This window comes from Sphingomonas sp. GW821-FHT10F11 (assembly GCF_058809095.1).
Genome location: NZ_JBXASH010000002.1, coordinates 192,964 through 208,907, shown reverse-complemented (window position 1 = coordinate 208,907; position 15,944 = coordinate 192,964). Strand labels below are relative to the sequence as shown.

The following is a 15,944-nucleotide window of genomic DNA, read 5'->3' as shown; positions in this document are numbered from 1 at the left end:
CAATCAATGACCGCTGTTGCCAAGATTCCCGAGGCCGACGTGATCGACCAGACCGCCGGCCTGCTCGCCATCATCGAGCGCGCCGCCCGCGACCCGAACACGGACGTGGACAAGATGGAGCGTCTGTTCGCGCTTCAGGAGCGGATGCTGGCGCGGCAAGCCGAAGTCGCATTCAGCGAGGCCATGACCGCCGCACAGGCTGAAATGCCTCAGGTGCTGCGCGACGGCAAGAACGACACAACGCGATCGACCTATACGAACCTCGACACGCTGGCTGCGAAGATCGACCCGGTCGCGCACAAGCACGGGTTCTCGCTGTCCTACGGCACCGCCGATTGCCCGCTGGAGGGTCACTACCGCGTGACGTGCCGCATCCGGCATCGCGGCGGCTTCTTCGAGGATCGGTTCGCTGACGTGCCTTCCGATACGGTCGGCATGAAGGGCAATCAGAACAAGACGCCCACTCACGGCTTCGGCTCGACCATGTCCTACGGGCGCCGCTACCTCAAACTGCTGATCTTCGACATCGCGACGACTGACGATGACGGCCAGGCTGCAACGACGGGCGCGCCCGTATCCTTTCAGGAGCTGGACGACATCAAGCGCCGCGCGTCGCAGGCCGGCGCCAATGAGACGAAGCTGGCTGTTGCCCTCAAGGTTCCGTCGCTCGCGCAGTTGCCCGCCGCCCGCTTCAGCGAAGCGATGGCGAAGATCGACGCTTTCGAGACGGCCAAGGTCGCAGCGAGGCAGCAGCCATGATTCACGGCATGGACCAGCGCACCGAGGCGTGGTTTCGCGCCCGCATGGGCAAGGCGACCGCCTCCCGCGTCGCTGACTTGGTTGCGCGCACCAAGAGCGGCTATTCGACCTCTCGCGCCAACTATGCCGCACAGCTCGTCTGCGAGCGCCTGACGGGCGTACAGGCGGACAGCTTCAGCAGCCCTGCGATGACATGGGGCACCGAGAAGGAGCCTGACGCCCGCGCCGCCTACAGCTTCCGCATGGATGTCGATGTCGAGGAAGTCGGATTTGTCGATCATCCGGCGCTCGAAATGGCGGGAGCCTCGCCTGACGGCCTGATCGGCGCGGAAGGGCTGCTCGAGATCAAATGCCCGATCACCGCCACGCACATCAACACGCTCCTCAACGACGCGATACCGGACAATCATCTGGCGCAGATGCAATGGCAGATCGCGTGCTGCGACCGGAAGTGGTGCGACTACGTGTCCTATGACCCGCGGTTGCCCGAACAGATGCAGCTTTACGTCAAGCGCATCCCCCGCGACCCGGAGCGCATCGCGTTTCTGGAATCCGAGGTGGACGCCTTTCTGGCTGAAGTCGAGGCGACGGTTTCGCGGCTGCGCTCGCGCTACCCTGAGGGCGACCAGTCGTGGCGCACGAACGTGCTGGCGGCCGGATGATGACGCACCGCGAACGCTTCCGCCTCGCTACCGAGGTCCGCCAGCGCAGAGCGGCCGCGCGAGCCAGCTATGTCGCCGAACTGGTCCGCGAAGGCGCCATGCCCGCTGACCGCATCGCGTTCTACGCAGGTGTCTCTAGCCGCACGCTGCGACGCTATCGCAAGCGGGAGGGTCTGTGATGCTCGCCCGCACCGCATTCCGCCCACGTCGCCAGAACAGCGGACGCCAGCACGAAGGGAAACGCTTCCCGTCGCACCTAGCCTGGCTGCGCAAGCGCCCGTGCATCCTTGAGGGTCGCCACGGCCACGCCTGCGAAGGCCGCATGGAAGCCATGCACGTCGATGGCGCTGGCGGGAAGGGAATGAGCCTCAAGGTTGCGGACTATCAGGCCGTGCCGGGCTGTTCGGAAGCCCATCGCCTTCTGCACCAGTACGGCGCGGCGACATGGCAGCGCACGTGGCGCGTGGATCTGATTGAGGCCGCCAAGGAATACGCCAAGGCGAGCCCCCACCGCTTCCAATGGGAGGCCCCGAATGGATGAAGCCCCGCTGATATTCCGCAAGGTGCTTGGTGCGCTACGGCCTGCCAGCAAGGCAGCGGAGGCCGCGCTGGCCGCGATCGACGATAAGCCGATCCGAGTCCGCATCACGCGCACGACCGGCAACGTGCGCCGCAACGCCCTGTACTGGGCCTGCCTGGGTGTGGCTGCGCCGATGCTGTCGGACAAGATCGACGGCCCGGCCCTGAACGTCGAGCTGCTTCACAGAATTCTCAAAGACAAGGCGGGGCTGGTCCGCGTCATCACGCTTCCGAGCGGCGACACGATCAAGGATTACGAAAGCACGTCCTTCGCCAAGATGCCGGAGAACGAGCGGGCAGCATTCATCGACTGGGCGCTTCTCACGCTGAGCAAATGGCTCGGCTGCGACATCACTGATTTGCGGCGCGAGGGTGAATCCGAAGCCGCCTGACGAGTTGAAGCGCCCGCACACCGCGAGCGCAGGAGCCGGCCGTTACCCCCGAGGCCGGCTCCACAAAACACCGGCCGGGTGGCTGGATAGGGATTGAGAGATGGAAGAGACAGTCGAGAGACTTTGCATCTGCGGAAAGGCGCTCAGCAGGTTTGAGCGTGTTTGTTGGGAATGCCACGACAAGGAGACCATCGCGAAGGCTATCGTCGTGCAACCGTCCACGCCGCTAGCGATCGTCGGCACCGACACGTTCTTCAGCGACATCGACGACGCCAGCGAGGATTATGCTGGCAGGTGGGCGCACCCATGCGACGAAGAGCCGCTGAAGATCAACCCCAAGCAGCTTGCGGGCTATCTGGTCGAGCGCGCAGTCGAGGATATGTGCGAAGAGGCGTTCGAGGATGCCGAAGAGCATGTAAAGGGCGCAGAGACCCTGACAGCTGAAATTATCGCAGCGCTCGAACGTTTCAATGCTGCGCAAACGGCCAGTAGCTGGACGCCGAGAACGAGCGAAGTGTTTCAGATCCCCGCGTCGGGCACGCCAGCATGAACGGCCTCATCTACTACCGCGAAGACCTGGAACTGGTCGGCCGCGTGATCGCCATCAAGCTTGCGCAACGCCGTGTTCCGCTCGACGCCAGCACCGCCATCCGCCCCAGCAACAGACCGCAACTGTGCGAGATGGAGCGGAGACGGAGAGCGGCGGGAGAGGTGGGGTGAGCGACATCCCAACGCTCGCGGCTGGGCTGAGCGAGGCGCAGGCCTTGGGCGATTATCCGCTCGAACCCATCGACGGCGTAGAGCCCATCTTCGTGCGAGCCATGATGATCGGCGCGATGACCGTCCGATACGTCAAGTGCGTGCCCGGCCTCGAATATGACGAGGCCCACGCCTCCGCAGTCGCCACCTGGGACACCGAGTGGGAGAGCGATCCGAGGCCCCGCACTTTCAAAGACGCAGAGGCCGCCGTCGATAGCGACCTTGAATATTGGGGCGAGGACTGAATCATGACCGTGACGAAAGAGACAGACCGCGCGAGCGCCATTTACGACGATGCGCTGCGCGCCGAGGCTGAGGCGACCGGGCCGGGCGTACCGGGATTCGCGCGACGATCAGCCATCCGCGCCATGCTCGCCTTCAAGGCTGAAGGCTGTGTGGACGAAGGGGTGACGGGGGCGATGCCTGTTCCCAAATGCCCCGACTGTGGAGAGGATATCGATCGGCATGCCAGCGCTTGTTACGCTGAGAATCCTCGCTGGACGGTCGCGCAGGTCGCCGCCCTCCGCGCCCTTCCCGCCGCTCAAGCCGGTCGGGTGGAAGGGGAGGACATCGACGAAGCCGCCGCCCGGGAAGAAGTGAAGTCGTATATCGCTGATCTTTTGGGCGCGTTGCAGCCGTTCAGTAGCGCGGCCGACACTGCCGATGATCGGAACGCCACAAGAGGGCCGGGCCAACGCGCACGGCCGCACGACTTCGTAACCGAGAGTGATTTCGCGGAAGCGTTTGCGATGTTCACTGATCGGCTTGACCCCGAAGGGCCTTTGTCGTCTTGGCTCGCCGGCCTGTCGCCCACCTCGCCCGTCGATGGGGGTGTGTCGTGAGCGGCCTGTACGTCGCCTCGCGCGCGACTGTCGCCGAACGCCCCGCCATGTGGCGCAAGCTGCGCGACCAGGGCGTACCGATCAACTCGACATGGATTGATGAAGCTGGCGACGGTGAGACGGCCTGTTTCTCGGAACTGTGGGGTCGCATCACTGGCGAGATTGCCCGGTCGGACGCGCTGATCCTCTACGCCGAAGCATCCGACTTCCCGCTGAAAGGTGCGCTGACCGAGGCAGGCATCGCGATCGGCATGGGCAAGCGTATCGGTGTGGTGGCGCCCGGTGTCGCATACGAGGCGAGATCGTATCGCCCGATCGGTTCCTGGATATCGCACCCGCTGGTGACGCGCTTCGATACCGTTGGCGAAGCGGTTGCAGCGTTGCTTGCCCCCGCCACCTTACAGGTTGCCCAGCCCCCGGAGCTGAGGGAGAGGGTGGCAGAGGCGCTGTACGAACATTGGGTTGCTGAGGTCGAACTGCAGGGCGGCGAGATGGCGCCTTGGAAGCTGCTTGGCGACAAAGAGACGTGGCTGTCTCGCGCGGATGCGGTTGCCGCTCTCATCGCCCCCTCTGCGATCGATGGGCGGGATCATGTCGGTGACGTTACCGACATGATCGGTGGGCGGGAGATCGGCCCGGCGCAACTGGATCGCGAGGCAGCAGCCAGGATTGCCGACGAATGCAATCCGGAGATTGCATTCCTGCCCGCCATGTACCGCGCCGGGGAATTGGACCAGTCGCCGCTGTCGCAGGGATTTGCTCAACATCGTGCGGCCGTCGTGGAGCGGTGTGCGATGGTGGCGGAGGAGCGAGCAAGGATGCGCGAGGGGCTGTTCAATGAGAATGGCGCATCGATCAACGCAGCGAAGGCTGTCGAGGCCGAAGAGATCGCGCGTGCAATCCGAGCCCTCTCCCCTTCCTCTGGTGATGGGGATGATGGGTGATGGAGACGGTCGGGAGCTTCGTACTGGACAGGGGCCGCACGCCTGGGGAATGGTGCGCGCTGCTCGACGCCCGCGGACTACAGGTATCAGAACGCACGCTTCGGCAAAAGGCTCGCGCGCTCGGCGCCTGCCACATTCTCGGCGCGGCGATGATTATCACGCCCGAGCAAATAGACCGCATTTTAGAGGATGGCGTATGCCGCTCGAACCATATCAAAGAGGCCCCACGTGGTGGGCAAAGGGGCGCATCGAATACAACGGGCTCCCCATCACGGACTACATCCGCGAAAGCACTGGCGCATCTTCAGAGGCTGGCGCAAGGCAATGGATCACGAACCGGCAGGAAGCTGAAGAGCGGCGCTACCTCCTAGGCGATGCCCACGAAGAGCATGTCTTCACCTTCAACGATGCCGTGGTCCTTTACGACGCCGGCCCGGATATGGCCAAGTATCTGATCCCCATTTCAGCCAGGCTGGGCAATCTCCCGGTCAAGGCGATCACCGCGAAGATGATTCGCGATCTGGGCAAGGATCTGTATCCGAAGAACGCGACCGACACATGGCGGCGATGGGTCGTCACGCCCGCGCGATCGGTCATCAACAACGCGCACGAGCTGGGCAAATGCCCGCCCATTCGGATCAAGGGATTCGAGAAGGAGGAGCGCGTCAAGCAGGACCGCAGGCGAGGCAAGAAAAGCCGCGTCCCGAAAACGCCGGGTAGCTGGGAATGGCTGTTGAAGTTCCGCCAGCATGCCGGGCGCTATCACGCCGCGCTCGCGCTCTTCATGTTCGCGACCGGCGCCAGGGTCGGGCAGTCCGTCGAGATGCATCCTGACAACCTGAAGCTGTCCGAGGGTAAGGCGATCATTCCCGGCGCCAAGGGCCATGACGATCGCGTGGTGATGCTGCCAGAGGAAGTGATAGCCGAACTGAAGGCGCTGCCTCCAAAGGTGCCGCGCGGCTGGGATACGAGCCGCAAGGCGAACAAGCGCGTATTCGGGTTCGCCAGCAAGGATGGCCCGCGCAAGGGCTGGATGACCGCCTGCAAGAAAGCGGGCATTCCGTACCTCCCGCCGCATTCCGCCGGCCGCCACGGCTTCGGGCAGGAAATGCGCGTTCGACAGGGCGTCGATAAGAAGGCGGTCGGGCAATATGGCGGCTGGGATGACACCGAATTGCTCGACGGCACCTATACGCACGGCGAAGGGTCCGACGACAAGATTCTGGAGGCGTTTCGTACAGGGCGCGTACAAGCCGAAAAGATCACTGGCATTAAGCTGCGCAAAGTAGTAGGAGAATCTTGAAATGATTGCTGCCCTCCGAAGGCAGAGGCCACAGGTTCGAATCCTGTCGGGTGCGCCAAATACCCGGTATTATGGCGCAACAGCACTAAGCGCCTGTCTCTAGAAGTTGATCACCAAACGATCGATATAGCTTTGCGCGTACTCGCTGCTCTTGTGGGTGAGCCTATCGACCAAGCGATAGCCGAGGCCATCGTTGGCCCTGATCCTGTCGGCAACCGTTTGGAACCGTTCCGTAGCTTCTTCCGAGTCGTCCACCGGCCCGAAAACGGCACCTCCTATATCGAGAACAACTCGATAGTCAGGACCGCCAGCCAATAGGTCGTCGAGGAAGCTCATTCGTTTTTCCATCAAAAGCACCAGCCGTTCAGAGTGTCGAGGGACCAAATGTCTTGTCGCAGGCTGGGCACTCCCATTTCCCGAAAGAGGTCCAGTGACCAGTAAGCTCATTGAGCAGAATTTTTCGTCCATTCTTGTCGTAGCAACCCGTGCAGTAGTGTCGGGAAGGGTCGCCAAAGATATACGCGCCCTCGTCCAACTCAGGGTCGGTGGAAGCGCGCTGCGTCGCTTGCCGTTCTAGCTCCTCGACACGCCCCCTCGCGTCGGCAAGCTCGATTTTGAGATTAGCGGCATCGAGCTTCGCGTCTCCAAGCTGGCTTGTTAGGTCCGCGAGCAACATCTTGAAGTCGGCTTCGCTCACCTTTCGGTCAAGCTCGCGGAGCTTCTTCACGATGTCGATCGCGGTTGAGATGCTCGAAACAAGGTCCACAGAAATCCTCCCATCCCAGCAAACGCACCCAACCCATTCATTCGCCCATTTGCAACCGCCGCGTGAGGCGGTACATATAGCGAACGTTTGGGAGATCAATGGTGCAAATTCAAAACCTCAAAATCGGATTTGGTACGTTGACTTATCGCGGTGGGATCGAGGCCATACCCGCCTCGGTTGTTAAGCAGGGCAACGTCACCACCCACAATGCAGCCCAGCCCGGCAGCCCCGCCTATTTTGAGGTCGCGTTTCAAATTCAGGGGCACGTTGAAGAGGCCGGAGTGAGCGAGTTCCACATCTTCAATCTGACAATCCCGCTTGTCGATAAGCCTGCCGACAGTTCCTATTCGGAAATTGAGGCTGAGGCTGCGAAACAGCTTGCTCCAATGCTTCGCCTCTTTGCAGAGGAGATTGAGCGGCAGGTTGCTGAGACCGATGCGCCTGCGGAGGTGGTTGATTAGCTGTTTGCAGATCGTCTCGAAAGGAAGATCAGCGATGGCCGACTATAGCACTGCATTAATTGCCGCGATTACCGCGCTGGCCGGTTGGGGCGGGGGCTTCATCACTGGCAGCTTCAGAATGCGGGAATTGCGCAAATCGCATAAGCGGGACGATGCGGCGCTAATGAGGACGAAGGTAGAAGAACTCTTCTCCGAGCTGGACCTGCTCCAAAACCTCGCGTCCCAACAGATCGTCACGGCAATTGGGATTCTCAATCGGAGGGACGCAACCGGCTCAAAGATTGAAAAATTCAACCTTGGCAGGATACGGTCGCTGGTGGCGCTTTACCTTCCAGACCTCGCAGCGGTGCTCGCGGTGTATGATGAAAAGTGCAGCGAACTAATCATGACATTGCGGGCAGACCTCCAAAATGAGGATATGGACAAAATGACCGCCATATATGGTCATGTAGTTCAAGCTGGGCAGCTTACTACGAATCTCTGCGAGGACGTGCGGAGGTTGCTGACCCAAAAGGCAAGTGAAATTGGCGCTTCCATTCGCAACGCCAGATAACGCGGCAAAAGAAATTTTGAGGAAGGACAAGGCAGTGGGTGAAGACGAGAGGGTGCCGATGGAGGTGACATTTATCGGTGGCCCATTCATCGATCCAGACGGTCAAGAAGGTAGGCTAAGCGTGAACCTTGTTATCGAGGACGGTGATTTCCTAGGAGCGATTGATGTCGCAAGGGAGGAGGGCGGTATCCTCCTTAAGGGGGATGGTGCGGGAGTCGCTTGGTTTCTTCCGTGGCCACCTGCCGCAATCCGCATTCGCCCGGCGAATAAGTGATCGAAATTCCGCCGCACTAGGTACGCAAAGATTGTAAGTAGCGTTCATTCTGATTTCGATTCTCGAAACGGACGGAGTTTCAACGGACGCGCGTCCGTTGCTCGTAGGCCGACAGGAGATGACCATGTCGCGCATCCTCGCCTTTTTCGCTGCGTTCGTCATTGCATCGACCGCCTGGGCTCAGGCCCCGGCTCCCTCCGATCTCGCGGCACTGAATGCGATTCCCCGGGAGTTCAGCGCCGCCTGGGCAGGCGGAGACGGCGAGGCGCTCGGCATGCTGATGGCGCCGGAGATCGATTTTGTCACTGTGGGCGGCTCCTGGCTGCATGGCCGCAAGGACTTTACCCTCTATCATCAGCGCCTTTTCGACGGCCGCTTCCGCGGCTCGACCATCACGCCGCTCGAGATCGATGTCCGGCCCGTCAGGCCGGACCTGATGTTCGTGCGATGGACGTGGCGGATCGCCGGCGACCGCGATTTCGACGGATCAGCGCGCCCGCCGCGTGTCGGGCTGATGTCCATGTTGGTAGAAAAGCGGCGCGATCGCTGGCTAGTCATCGCGTCGCAGAACACCAATGGCGGGCCGGGTACCGCGCCGGAGAACACGGGCCTGGCATTCCCCCTGCGCTTGCCACCCTCGCCGCCGCAGTAGCACTCGGGACCGCACGGGGTGGTGAAGGGCGGCGAGCGACGACCTCAGGCGATATTAGGGTAGTACAAACGGCGAAATATATTCGTTATGTTTATCCTGCACGGGGCGCCAGTCTTCAAAGATCCGGCTCAACCGCAAACAGGTTTCCGGCATCGGACGTTCCCGCCGGCAAGCGCGTCAGGCTTGCGAAAACCCCTCGCGGGCATGGGCCGCCTGGGTCACGCGCCCGCCCCGCTTGATCGTCTTGAGGCACACCATGGTGGACGATCGCTGCACCCCGGGCAGGACGACGATGTCGAAGCGCAGCAGATGGTCGAGATCGTCGACGTCGCGGCACGCGACCCGCAACACATAATCGCCGTCGCCCGCAATCGTGTGACATTCAAGGATCGCGGGCGTGTCGAGGACTGCCGCTTCGAACGCCTCCCGGCGTGCCGAATCGATGATGACCTGGATATAGGCCATGACGCCCAGGTTGATCTGCGCCGGATCGATGTCGGCGCGATAGCCGGTGATGATCCCGGCCTCCTCCATCGCCTGGACGCGGTTCCAGCACGGCGTCTTCGACAAGCCGACGCTCTCCGCCAGCGACGCATAGGATTGCCGCGCATCCGCCTCGAGCGCGCTCAGAATGTCCCGATCGATGCGATCCATCAATTGTCCTCGTCTTTCCCGCTCAGCAGAACATCGTTCCGTCAAAATGCCACTGGAGCGCGATCTATTCTACCAGCCGTGCCTGAAAAGGCGAATCCGCGAACAATGGTCGCGGCCAGTGGCGGTACGACTCTCCTGCCGGAGACAAGCGACGAGAACGGCACAGGAGGGCAGATGAGCGCGACCGTCACCTACCGCAGTTATCTTGGCCTCTCCGATCTCCTCGCCTGCCAGCGGCCGCTCACCGATGCCCATGACGAGCTGCTGTTCATCTCGATCCACCAGGCGTCCGAAATCTGGCTGAAGCTCACCCTGCACGAGCTGCGCGCCGCGCGGACGCATGTGATCGCCGACGATCTGTCGCCGGCCTTCAAGATGATGGCCCGCGTCGCGCGCATCCAGGCGCAGCTGATCCAGAGCTGGGAAGTGCTCGCGACGATGACGCCCGCCGATTACACCGTGATGCGCGGGAAACTCGGCACCAGCTCCGGCTTCCAATCCGACCAGTATCGCGAGATCGAGTTCATGCTCGGCAACAAGAATGCCAGCATGGTCGATCTCCATGCGGCCGAGCCCGAGGTGCATGATCGCCTGGCGGCCGAACTCGACACCCCGAGCCTCTATGACGAGGCCCTGCGCCTGCTCGCGCGCCGAGGATTCGACATCCCCGCCGACCGGCTGGATCGCGACTTCACCCTGCCCTACCAGCCCTCGCCCGAGGTCGAGCGCGCCTGGGCCGCGGTCTATGCCAACCCGAAGCAATATTGGGATCTGTACGAGCTCGCCGAGAAGCTGGTCGATGTCGAATATCACGTCCAGCTCTGGCGTTTCGGCCATCTGAAGACGGTCGAGCGCGTCATCGGGTTCAAGACCGGCACCGGCGGCACCGCGGGCGTCCAGTATCTCGCCAAGGTGCTCGAAACGGTGTTCTTCCCCGAATTGCTCAGCGTCCGGACCCGGTTGTGACCGGAGTGAGCTGAGATGCCGGTCAATGCAGCGGTTGCGATGCTCGCGCGCGGTGCCGATGATGGCGACGGGATCGCCTTCATCGACGATGCGGGCACTTGCTCACGCGCCGCTCTGGCGCAGCGCGTCCGGAACTTCGCCGGCCATCTCGCTGCCCGGGGCATCGCGCCCGGCACGCGCATGCTGCTCTGTGCCGAAGACAGCGTCGATTTCGTGGTCGCCTGCCTCGGCGCGATCTGGACCGGTGTGGTGCCGGTCATGGTCAATCCGCAACTGGCCGCCGATGATTATCGCTATCTGATCGAGGATAGCGGCGCGGGCCTGCTGGCAGTGTCGCAGGCGGCGCTACCGCGCTTCGATGGCCTTCCGCTTCCCGACACGATCGTGATCGGCGATGCGACGGCCGGTATCGAGGACGGCCAGACCGTGCCCGACCCGGTGATGGTCGACACGGACGCCGTGTGCATCTGGCAATATTCCTCGGGGACGACCGGGCGCCCCAAGGGCACGATGCATTCGCACGGCGCGATGATCGCCGCGCCCGCGCAGTTCGCCGAGGACGTGCTGCATTTGTCCGGGGAAGATATCAGCTTCTCGGTGTCGAAGATGTTCTTCGGCTATGGCTTCGGCAACAGCGTGCTCTTTTCGCTGTGGCACCGTACCACCGCGATCCTCATGGCCGAGCGGCCTTCCGCGGTGGCGGTGCTGTCCCGCATGGCGCTCCATCTGCCTACCATCCTCTACAGCGTCCCGACCTTCTACGCCGCGCTGCTCGCGGAGGAGAGCATCCCCGCCGAAGCATTGTCGCGATTGCGGCTCTGCGTGTCGGCCGGCGAAGCACTGCCCGCCGAACTCTGCCGGCGCTGGCTGGCGCGGTTCGGGGTCCCGATCGTCGACGGCATGGGGTCGACCGAGATGCTCCACATCTTCCTGTCCAATCGCCCCGGCGACATCACCCCCGGCGCCACCGGCCGGCCCGTCGGCGACTATCGCCTCGAATTGCGCGGCGAGACTGGTGGACCGGTCCCCGCCGGCGAGATCGGGGAATTGTTCGTGAAGGGGCCGACCCGCGCGCTCGGCTATTGGAACAAGCCGGAGAGGAACGCCGCGGTGTTCGTCGACGGATGGGTCAGGACCGGCGACAAGTTCCGCCAGGATGATCAGGGCCGCTTCCTCTATTGCGGCCGGGCCGACGATCTCCTCAAGGTCAACGGCATCTATGTCTCCCCGTTCGAGATCGAGGCGGCGCTCGCGCAGCATCCCGCGGTCGCCGAAGTCGCGGTTGTCGGCGCGGCCGATCGCGACGGCCTGGTGAAGCCGGTCGCCTTCGTCGTGGCCTCACCCGGCACCTGCTGCGACCCGGCGCTGGAAACCGCGTTGAAAGCGCATGCGAAAGCATCGCTCGCCGCCTATAAATATCCGCGGCGGGTCCATTTCCTGGACACGCTGCCCAAGACCGCGACCGGCAAGATCGAGCGGTTCAAGCTGCGCGCCCTGGCTGGAGAGACCTGGTGAAGATCGCCTGCCTGGGCGGCGGACCCGCCGGTCTCTATTTCGCGATCTCGATGAAGCTGCGCGATCCCGCCTGCGAGATCGACCTGTTCGAACGCAACCGCGATGGCGACACCTTCGGATGGGGCGTCGTGTTTTCCGACCAGACCGTCGCCAACCTCATCGCCAACGATCCGGTGAGCGGCGCGGTCGTGCGCGACGCCTTCGCCCATTGGGACGATATCGCCGTGCATATTCACGGCGAGACGATCCGGTCGAGCGGCCATGGCTTTATCGGCATCGGGCGCAAGACCTTGCTCTCGATCCTGCAGGACCGCGCCCGCGATCTCGGTGTCCGGCTCCACTTCGAGCAGGAGGCGGCGCCCGATCTCGATGCCTGGAACGGCTATGACCTGGTGATCGCCGCCGACGGTGTGAACAGCCGGATGCGCGATCGGTACGCGCCCCATTTCGGCGTCGATATCGAGGTGCGCGGCAACAAGTTCATGTGGCTCGGCACGCGCCAGGACTTCGACGCCTTCACCTTCGCGTTCGAGGAGACCGAGGCCGGCTGGATATGGGCGCACGCGTACCGGTTCGACGACAATGCCTCGACCTTCATCGTCGAATGCGCGCCGGAAACCTGGGCCGGCCTGGGTTTCGACCGGATGGACCAGGCGGAGACGATCGCGCGGCTGGAGACGATCTTCGCCGACTATCTCGGCGGCAACGCGCTGATGTCGAACGCAGGCCATCTGCGCGGGGCGGCGGTGTGGCTCAATTTCCGCCGCGTGCTGTGCGAGCGCTGGGCCTATCGCAACCTGATCCTCCTCGGCGATGCGGCGCATACCGCGCATTTCTCGATCGGGTCGGGCACCAAGCTCGCGCTCGAGGATGCGATCAAGCTGGCCGAGGTGCTCAACCGCCCCGGCCTTTCGCGCGAGGCGGCGCTGGCGGAATATCAGGCCGAGCGATCGGTCGAGGTGCTGAAGCTCCAGAACAGCGCGCGCAACTCGACCGAATGGTTCGAGACGCTCGACCGCTATCTCGGTTTCGAGCCGATCCAGTTCGCTTATTCGCTGCTGACCCGGTCGCAGCGCGTCAGTCACGAGAATCTGCGCGTGCGCGACAAGCCCTGGCTCGAAAGCGTCGAGCGCTGGTTCCATGCCGGCGCCGGCAGTGAGACGGACCGCGCCGTGCCGCCGATGTTCGCGCCGTTCCGGCTGCGCGACATGACCCTCGCCAATCGCGTCGTGGTGTCGCCGATGGCGACCTATTCGGCGGGCGAGGATGCGACGCCCAATGATTTCCATCTCGTCCATTATGGCGCGCGAGCGCAAGGCGGCGCGGGGCTCGTCTTCACCGAGATGACCTGCGTCTCGGCCAATGGCCGGATCACGCCGGGATGTCCGGGCATGTACGCGGACGATCATGTGACGGCCTGGCGGCGCATCACCGATTTTGTCCATGCCCGAAGCGAAGCGCGCATCTGCCTGCAGCTTGGCCATTCCGGGGCGAAAGGCTCGACCCGGCTTGGCTGGGAGGGCATGGATCAGCCGCTCGAAACCGGCAACTGGCCGCTGATCGCCGCGGCCGACACGGCCTGGACCGCCGGCAATGCGCAGCCCCGCGCCATGACCCGCGACGATATGGATCAGGTGCGCGATCAGTTCGTCGCTGCCACCCGGATGGCGGTCGATGCCGGGTTCGACATGGTCGAGCTGCACGCGGCGCATGGCTATCTGCTGTCGAGCTTCATTACACCGCTGCAGAACCGCCGCACCGACGACTATGGCGGCAACCTGGCGAACCGGCTGCGTTATCCGCTCGAAATATTCGCCGCGATGCGCGCGGCGTGGCCGGCCGAGCGCCCGATGTCGGTGCGCATCTCCGCGACCGACTGGATGGCGGATGCGGGCGTGACGCCCGACGACGCGGTGACGATCGCCCGCGCCTTTGCCGATGCCGGCGCCGACCTGATCGACGTGTCCGCCGGCCAGACCTGGGCCGAGGCCAGGCCGGTCTATGGCCGCATGTTCCAGACGCCCTTCGCCGACAAGATCCGCAACGAGGCGAAGCTGTCGACCATGGCCGTCGGCAACATCTTCGAGCCAGATCACGTCAACGCGATCCTTGCCGCCGGCCGCGCCGATCTGGTCGCGCTGGGGCGGCCGCATCTCGTCGATCCCTATTGGACGCTGCACGCGGCCGCCGCTTTCGACTATCGCGGGATTCATGTTCCCCCACCCTATCAGAACGGCCAGGTTCAGCTCACGCGCACCCTGAAGCGCGCGGCCGACATGGCGGAAGGAAAGGCATGACCATGCTCGACGGGATTCATGCCGTCGTCACCGGCGGCGGCACCGGCATCGGCGCCGCGATCGCTCGGCGCCTCGCCGGGGAGGGCGCGACGCTGACCCTGGTCGGGCGGCGGACCGAGCCGCTGCGGGCCGTGGCCGGCCCGATCGGCGCGCATGTCGCGCCGGCCGATGTCACCGATCCGGAGGCGGTCGCGGCAGCCTTCGATCGCGCGCGCGCCGTCAACGGCCCGATCGCGATCCTGATCAACAATGCCGGCGCCGCCAGCAGCGCACCCTTTGCGCGCACCACGCTGGCCGACTGGCGGGCGATGATGGCGATCAACCTCGATGCGCTGCACATCTGCACCCAGGCGGCGCTGGCCGACCTGAAGGCCGCGCCGATGGGCCGGATCGTCACGATCGCCAGCACCGCGGGCGTGAAGGGCTATGCCTATACGACTGCCTATTGCGCCGCGAAGCACGGCGCGATCGGCTTCACCAAGGCGCTTGCCGCCGAGCTGGCGAAGAGCGCGGTCACCGTGAACGCGGTGTGCCCCGGCTTCACCGATACCGATCTGGTCGCGGACGCCGTCGCCGGCATCGTCGCCAAGACCGGCCGGACCGCGGACGCGGCGCGCGCCGATCTCGCCGCCTTCAATCCGCAGGGGCGGCTGATCGAGCCGCGCGAAGTCGCCAATGCGGTCGCCTGGCTCTGCCATCCCGACAGCGGATCGATCACCGGACAATCCATCATCGTCGCGGGAGGGGAAGCCGCATGAATCCCGAAACCTACACGCCGCGGCATTTCGCCTGGGCCTATGATACGGGCGTCGCGACGATCACGCTGTCGCGGCCCGAGCGCAAGAACCCCCTCACCTTCGATTCCTATGCCGAGCTGCGCGACCTGTTCCGCGACCTCGCCTTCGCGCCCGGGGTGAAAGTGGTCATCGTCACCGGCGCCGGCGGCAATTTCTGCTCGGGCGGCGACGTGCATGAGATCATCGGCCCGCTGACCGAGATGGACATGCCCGCGCTGCTCGCCTTCACCCGCATGACCGGCGACCTGGTCAAGGCGATGCGCGCCTGCCCGCAGCCGGTGATCGCCGCGGTCGACGGCATCTGCGCCGGTGCCGGCGCGATCATGGCGATGGCGTCCGACCTGCGCATCGCGACGGTTCGGGCGAAGACGGCGTTCCTGTTCACCCGGGTCGGCCTGGCCGGCTGCGACATGGGCGCCTGCGCGCTCCTGCCCCGCATCATCGGCCAGGGCCGCGCGTCGGAGCTGCTCTTCACCGGCCGCTCGATGTCGGCGGAGGAAGGCGAGCGCTGGGGCTTCTACAACCGCCTGGTCGAGCCCGACGCTTTGTCGAGCGAAACCAACAAGATGGCCCGCGCGCTCGCCGATGGCCCGACCTTCGCTCACGGCATGACCAAGACCCAGCTCACCATGGAATGGGCGGTCAGCCTCGACGTCGCGATCGAGATGGAGGCCCAGGCCCAGGCGATCTGTATGCAAACCGCCGACTTCCGCCGCGCCTTCGAAGCCTTCGCCGCAAAACGCGGGCCCGTATTCGAAGGCAATTGAGC

The 15,944-nt window shown here is 64.0% G+C and carries 22 protein-coding genes and 1 tRNA gene; 20 read left to right on the top strand and 3 right to left on the bottom strand.

The annotated features are described in order from the left end of the window. Nucleotides 1-6 precede the first annotated feature (6 nt). The 12 genes from AC1RT8_RS07125 to AC1RT8_RS07070 all read left to right on the top strand — a co-directional run bounded on the left by AC1RT8_RS07125 (nucleotide 7) and on the right by AC1RT8_RS07070 (nucleotide 6,298). Nucleotides 7-759, top strand: coding sequence for an ERF family protein (locus AC1RT8_RS07125; RefSeq protein ID WP_493074905.1), 753 nt, complete (start codon nucleotides 7-9; stop codon nucleotides 757-759). A gap of 8 nt (nucleotides 760-767) precedes the next feature. Then, nucleotides 768-1,421 (top strand): lambda exonuclease family protein, encoded by a 654-nt coding sequence (locus AC1RT8_RS07120; protein ID WP_493074904.1) that lies wholly within the window; start codon nucleotides 768-770, stop codon nucleotides 1,419-1,421. Further along, on the top strand, nucleotides 1,418-1,600 hold the full coding sequence (locus AC1RT8_RS07115) for a hypothetical protein (protein WP_493074902.1): 183 nt from the start codon (nucleotides 1,418-1,420) through the stop codon (nucleotides 1,598-1,600). The genes AC1RT8_RS07120 and AC1RT8_RS07115 overlap by 4 nt, the downstream gene beginning before the upstream one ends. Further along, nucleotides 1,600-1,962, top strand: a complete 363-nt coding sequence (locus AC1RT8_RS07110) for a hypothetical protein (protein ID WP_493074901.1) — start codon at nucleotides 1,600-1,602, stop codon at nucleotides 1,960-1,962. The genes AC1RT8_RS07115 and AC1RT8_RS07110 overlap by 1 nt, the downstream gene beginning before the upstream one ends. After that, a complete protein-coding gene (locus AC1RT8_RS07105) occupies nucleotides 1,955-2,392 on the top strand; it encodes a hypothetical protein (protein WP_493074900.1) in 438 nt (145 codons plus the stop codon). Before AC1RT8_RS07110 ends, AC1RT8_RS07105 begins: the two co-directional genes overlap by 8 nt. Nucleotides 2,393-2,492: 100 nt before the next feature. Beyond that, nucleotides 2,493-2,942, top strand: a complete 450-nt coding sequence (locus AC1RT8_RS07100) for a hypothetical protein (RefSeq protein ID WP_493074899.1) — start codon at nucleotides 2,493-2,495, stop codon at nucleotides 2,940-2,942. Further along, the gene (locus AC1RT8_RS07095; protein WP_493074898.1) at nucleotides 2,939-3,112 is read left to right on the top strand and encodes a hypothetical protein; all 174 of its coding nucleotides are present in this window, start codon (nucleotides 2,939-2,941) and stop codon (nucleotides 3,110-3,112) included. The genes AC1RT8_RS07100 and AC1RT8_RS07095 overlap by 4 nt, the downstream gene beginning before the upstream one ends. Beyond that, nucleotides 3,109-3,396 carry a hypothetical protein gene (locus AC1RT8_RS07090; RefSeq protein WP_493074897.1) on the top strand — a complete coding sequence of 96 codons (288 nt, stop codon included), beginning with the start codon at nucleotides 3,109-3,111 and terminating at the stop codon, nucleotides 3,394-3,396. The genes AC1RT8_RS07095 and AC1RT8_RS07090 overlap by 4 nt, the downstream gene beginning before the upstream one ends. 3 nt (nucleotides 3,397-3,399) lie before the next feature. Continuing rightward, nucleotides 3,400-3,993: a hypothetical protein gene (locus tag AC1RT8_RS07085; RefSeq protein ID WP_493074896.1), complete on the top strand. Its 594-nt coding sequence runs from the start codon at nucleotides 3,400-3,402 to the stop codon at nucleotides 3,991-3,993. Continuing rightward, nucleotides 3,990-4,937, top strand: coding sequence for a hypothetical protein (locus AC1RT8_RS07080; RefSeq protein WP_493074895.1), 948 nt, complete (start codon nucleotides 3,990-3,992; stop codon nucleotides 4,935-4,937). Before AC1RT8_RS07085 ends, AC1RT8_RS07080 begins: the two co-directional genes overlap by 4 nt. A 196-nt stretch (nucleotides 4,938-5,133) precedes the next feature. Next, nucleotides 5,134-6,240: a tyrosine-type recombinase/integrase gene (locus AC1RT8_RS07075; RefSeq protein WP_493074894.1), complete on the top strand. Its 1,107-nt coding sequence runs from the start codon at nucleotides 5,134-5,136 to the stop codon at nucleotides 6,238-6,240. Next, nucleotides 6,197-6,298: transfer RNA gene (locus AC1RT8_RS07070), tRNA-Arg, on the top strand. Before AC1RT8_RS07075 ends, AC1RT8_RS07070 begins: the two co-directional genes overlap by 44 nt. A 41-nt stretch (nucleotides 6,299-6,339) precedes the next feature. Here AC1RT8_RS07070 and AC1RT8_RS07065 read toward each other — a convergent pair. Together AC1RT8_RS07065 and AC1RT8_RS07060 are read right to left on the bottom strand one after the other, a co-directional pair. Further along, on the bottom strand, nucleotides 6,340-6,576 hold the full coding sequence (locus AC1RT8_RS07065; RefSeq protein ID WP_493074893.1) for a hypothetical protein: 237 nt from the start codon (nucleotides 6,574-6,576) through the stop codon (nucleotides 6,340-6,342). 28 nt (nucleotides 6,577-6,604) lie between these two features. Next, complete coding sequence (locus AC1RT8_RS07060; protein WP_493074892.1) at nucleotides 6,605-7,006, bottom strand: hypothetical protein; 402 nt, start codon at nucleotides 7,004-7,006, stop codon at nucleotides 6,605-6,607. Nucleotides 7,007-7,107: 101 nt separating this feature from the next. Here AC1RT8_RS07060 and AC1RT8_RS07055 point away from each other — a divergent pair, with 101 nt between their 5' ends. From AC1RT8_RS07055 to AC1RT8_RS07045, 3 genes are all read left to right on the top strand, one after another. Continuing rightward, complete coding sequence (locus AC1RT8_RS07055; protein WP_493074891.1) at nucleotides 7,108-7,467, top strand: hypothetical protein; 360 nt, start codon at nucleotides 7,108-7,110, stop codon at nucleotides 7,465-7,467. A 34-nt stretch (nucleotides 7,468-7,501) separates the two neighbouring features. Beyond that, a complete protein-coding gene (locus tag AC1RT8_RS07050; RefSeq protein ID WP_493074890.1) occupies nucleotides 7,502-8,020 on the top strand; it encodes a hypothetical protein in 519 nt (172 codons plus the stop codon). A 398-nt stretch (nucleotides 8,021-8,418) separates the two neighbouring features. Beyond that, entirely contained in the window at nucleotides 8,419-8,946 is a 528-nt protein-coding gene (locus AC1RT8_RS07045; RefSeq protein WP_493074889.1) for an SgcJ/EcaC family oxidoreductase, read from the top strand. 177 nt (nucleotides 8,947-9,123) lie between these two features. Here AC1RT8_RS07045 and AC1RT8_RS07040 read toward each other — a convergent pair whose 3' ends face one another. After that, nucleotides 9,124-9,600: an Lrp/AsnC family transcriptional regulator gene (locus AC1RT8_RS07040; RefSeq protein WP_493074888.1), complete on the bottom strand. Its 477-nt coding sequence runs from the start codon at nucleotides 9,598-9,600 to the stop codon at nucleotides 9,124-9,126. A 174-nt stretch (nucleotides 9,601-9,774) separates the two neighbouring features. On the opposite strand from AC1RT8_RS07040, the gene kynA reads away from it, so the two are divergent. From kynA to AC1RT8_RS07015, 5 genes are read left to right on the top strand one after another with little or no spacing between them, the layout of a single operon-like run. After that, a complete protein-coding gene (gene kynA, locus AC1RT8_RS07035) occupies nucleotides 9,775-10,566 on the top strand; it encodes a tryptophan 2,3-dioxygenase (RefSeq protein WP_493074887.1) in 792 nt (263 codons plus the stop codon). A 15-nt stretch (nucleotides 10,567-10,581) separates the two neighbouring features. Continuing rightward, nucleotides 10,582-12,081, top strand: a complete 1,500-nt coding sequence (locus tag AC1RT8_RS07030; RefSeq protein ID WP_493074886.1) for a benzoate-CoA ligase family protein — start codon at nucleotides 10,582-10,584, stop codon at nucleotides 12,079-12,081. Then, on the top strand, nucleotides 12,078-14,378 hold the full coding sequence (locus AC1RT8_RS07025) for a bifunctional salicylyl-CoA 5-hydroxylase/oxidoreductase (protein ID WP_493074885.1): 2,301 nt from the start codon (nucleotides 12,078-12,080) through the stop codon (nucleotides 14,376-14,378). Before AC1RT8_RS07030 ends, AC1RT8_RS07025 begins: the two co-directional genes overlap by 4 nt. Then, a complete protein-coding gene (locus AC1RT8_RS07020; protein ID WP_493074884.1) occupies nucleotides 14,375-15,136 on the top strand; it encodes an SDR family NAD(P)-dependent oxidoreductase in 762 nt (253 codons plus the stop codon). Before AC1RT8_RS07025 ends, AC1RT8_RS07020 begins: the two co-directional genes overlap by 4 nt. Beyond that, complete coding sequence (locus tag AC1RT8_RS07015) at nucleotides 15,133-15,942, top strand: enoyl-CoA hydratase family protein (protein ID WP_493074883.1); 810 nt, start codon at nucleotides 15,133-15,135, stop codon at nucleotides 15,940-15,942. The genes AC1RT8_RS07020 and AC1RT8_RS07015 overlap by 4 nt, the downstream gene beginning before the upstream one ends. The last annotated feature ends 2 nt before the right edge of the window (nucleotides 15,943-15,944 follow it).

Bases quoted from the DNA above. Each gene is read 5' to 3' on its own strand.
- AC1RT8_RS07125 (WP_493074905.1), top strand. From the start codon at position 7: ATGACCGCTGTTGCCAAGATTCCCGAGGCCGACGTGATCGACCAGACC.
- AC1RT8_RS07120 (WP_493074904.1), top strand. From the start codon at position 768: ATGGACCAGCGCACCGAGGCGTGGTTTCGCGCCCGCATGGGCAAGGCG.
- AC1RT8_RS07115 (WP_493074902.1), top strand. From the start codon at position 1,418: ATGATGACGCACCGCGAACGCTTCCGCCTCGCTACCGAGGTCCGCCAG.
- AC1RT8_RS07110 (WP_493074901.1), top strand. From the start codon at position 1,600: ATGCTCGCCCGCACCGCATTCCGCCCACGTCGCCAGAACAGCGGACGC.
- AC1RT8_RS07105 (WP_493074900.1), top strand. From the start codon at position 1,955: ATGGATGAAGCCCCGCTGATATTCCGCAAGGTGCTTGGTGCGCTACGG.
- AC1RT8_RS07100 (WP_493074899.1), top strand. From the start codon at position 2,493: ATGGAAGAGACAGTCGAGAGACTTTGCATCTGCGGAAAGGCGCTCAGC.
- AC1RT8_RS07095 (WP_493074898.1), top strand. From the start codon at position 2,939: ATGAACGGCCTCATCTACTACCGCGAAGACCTGGAACTGGTCGGCCGC.
- AC1RT8_RS07085 (WP_493074896.1), top strand. From the start codon at position 3,400: ATGACCGTGACGAAAGAGACAGACCGCGCGAGCGCCATTTACGACGAT.
- AC1RT8_RS07075 (WP_493074894.1), top strand. From the start codon at position 5,134: ATGCCGCTCGAACCATATCAAAGAGGCCCCACGTGGTGGGCAAAGGGG.
- AC1RT8_RS07065 (WP_493074893.1), bottom strand. From the start codon at position 6,576: ATGAGCTTCCTCGACGACCTATTGGCTGGCGGTCCTGACTATCGAGTT.
- AC1RT8_RS07050 (WP_493074890.1), top strand. From the start codon at position 7,502: ATGGCCGACTATAGCACTGCATTAATTGCCGCGATTACCGCGCTGGCC.
- AC1RT8_RS07045 (WP_493074889.1), top strand. From the start codon at position 8,419: ATGTCGCGCATCCTCGCCTTTTTCGCTGCGTTCGTCATTGCATCGACC.
- AC1RT8_RS07040 (WP_493074888.1), bottom strand. From the start codon at position 9,600: ATGGATCGCATCGATCGGGACATTCTGAGCGCGCTCGAGGCGGATGCG.
- kynA (WP_493074887.1), top strand. From the start codon at position 9,775: ATGAGCGCGACCGTCACCTACCGCAGTTATCTTGGCCTCTCCGATCTC.
- AC1RT8_RS07030 (WP_493074886.1), top strand. From the start codon at position 10,582: ATGCCGGTCAATGCAGCGGTTGCGATGCTCGCGCGCGGTGCCGATGAT.
- AC1RT8_RS07020 (WP_493074884.1), top strand. From the start codon at position 14,375: ATGACCATGCTCGACGGGATTCATGCCGTCGTCACCGGCGGCGGCACC.
- AC1RT8_RS07015 (WP_493074883.1), top strand. From the start codon at position 15,133: ATGAATCCCGAAACCTACACGCCGCGGCATTTCGCCTGGGCCTATGAT.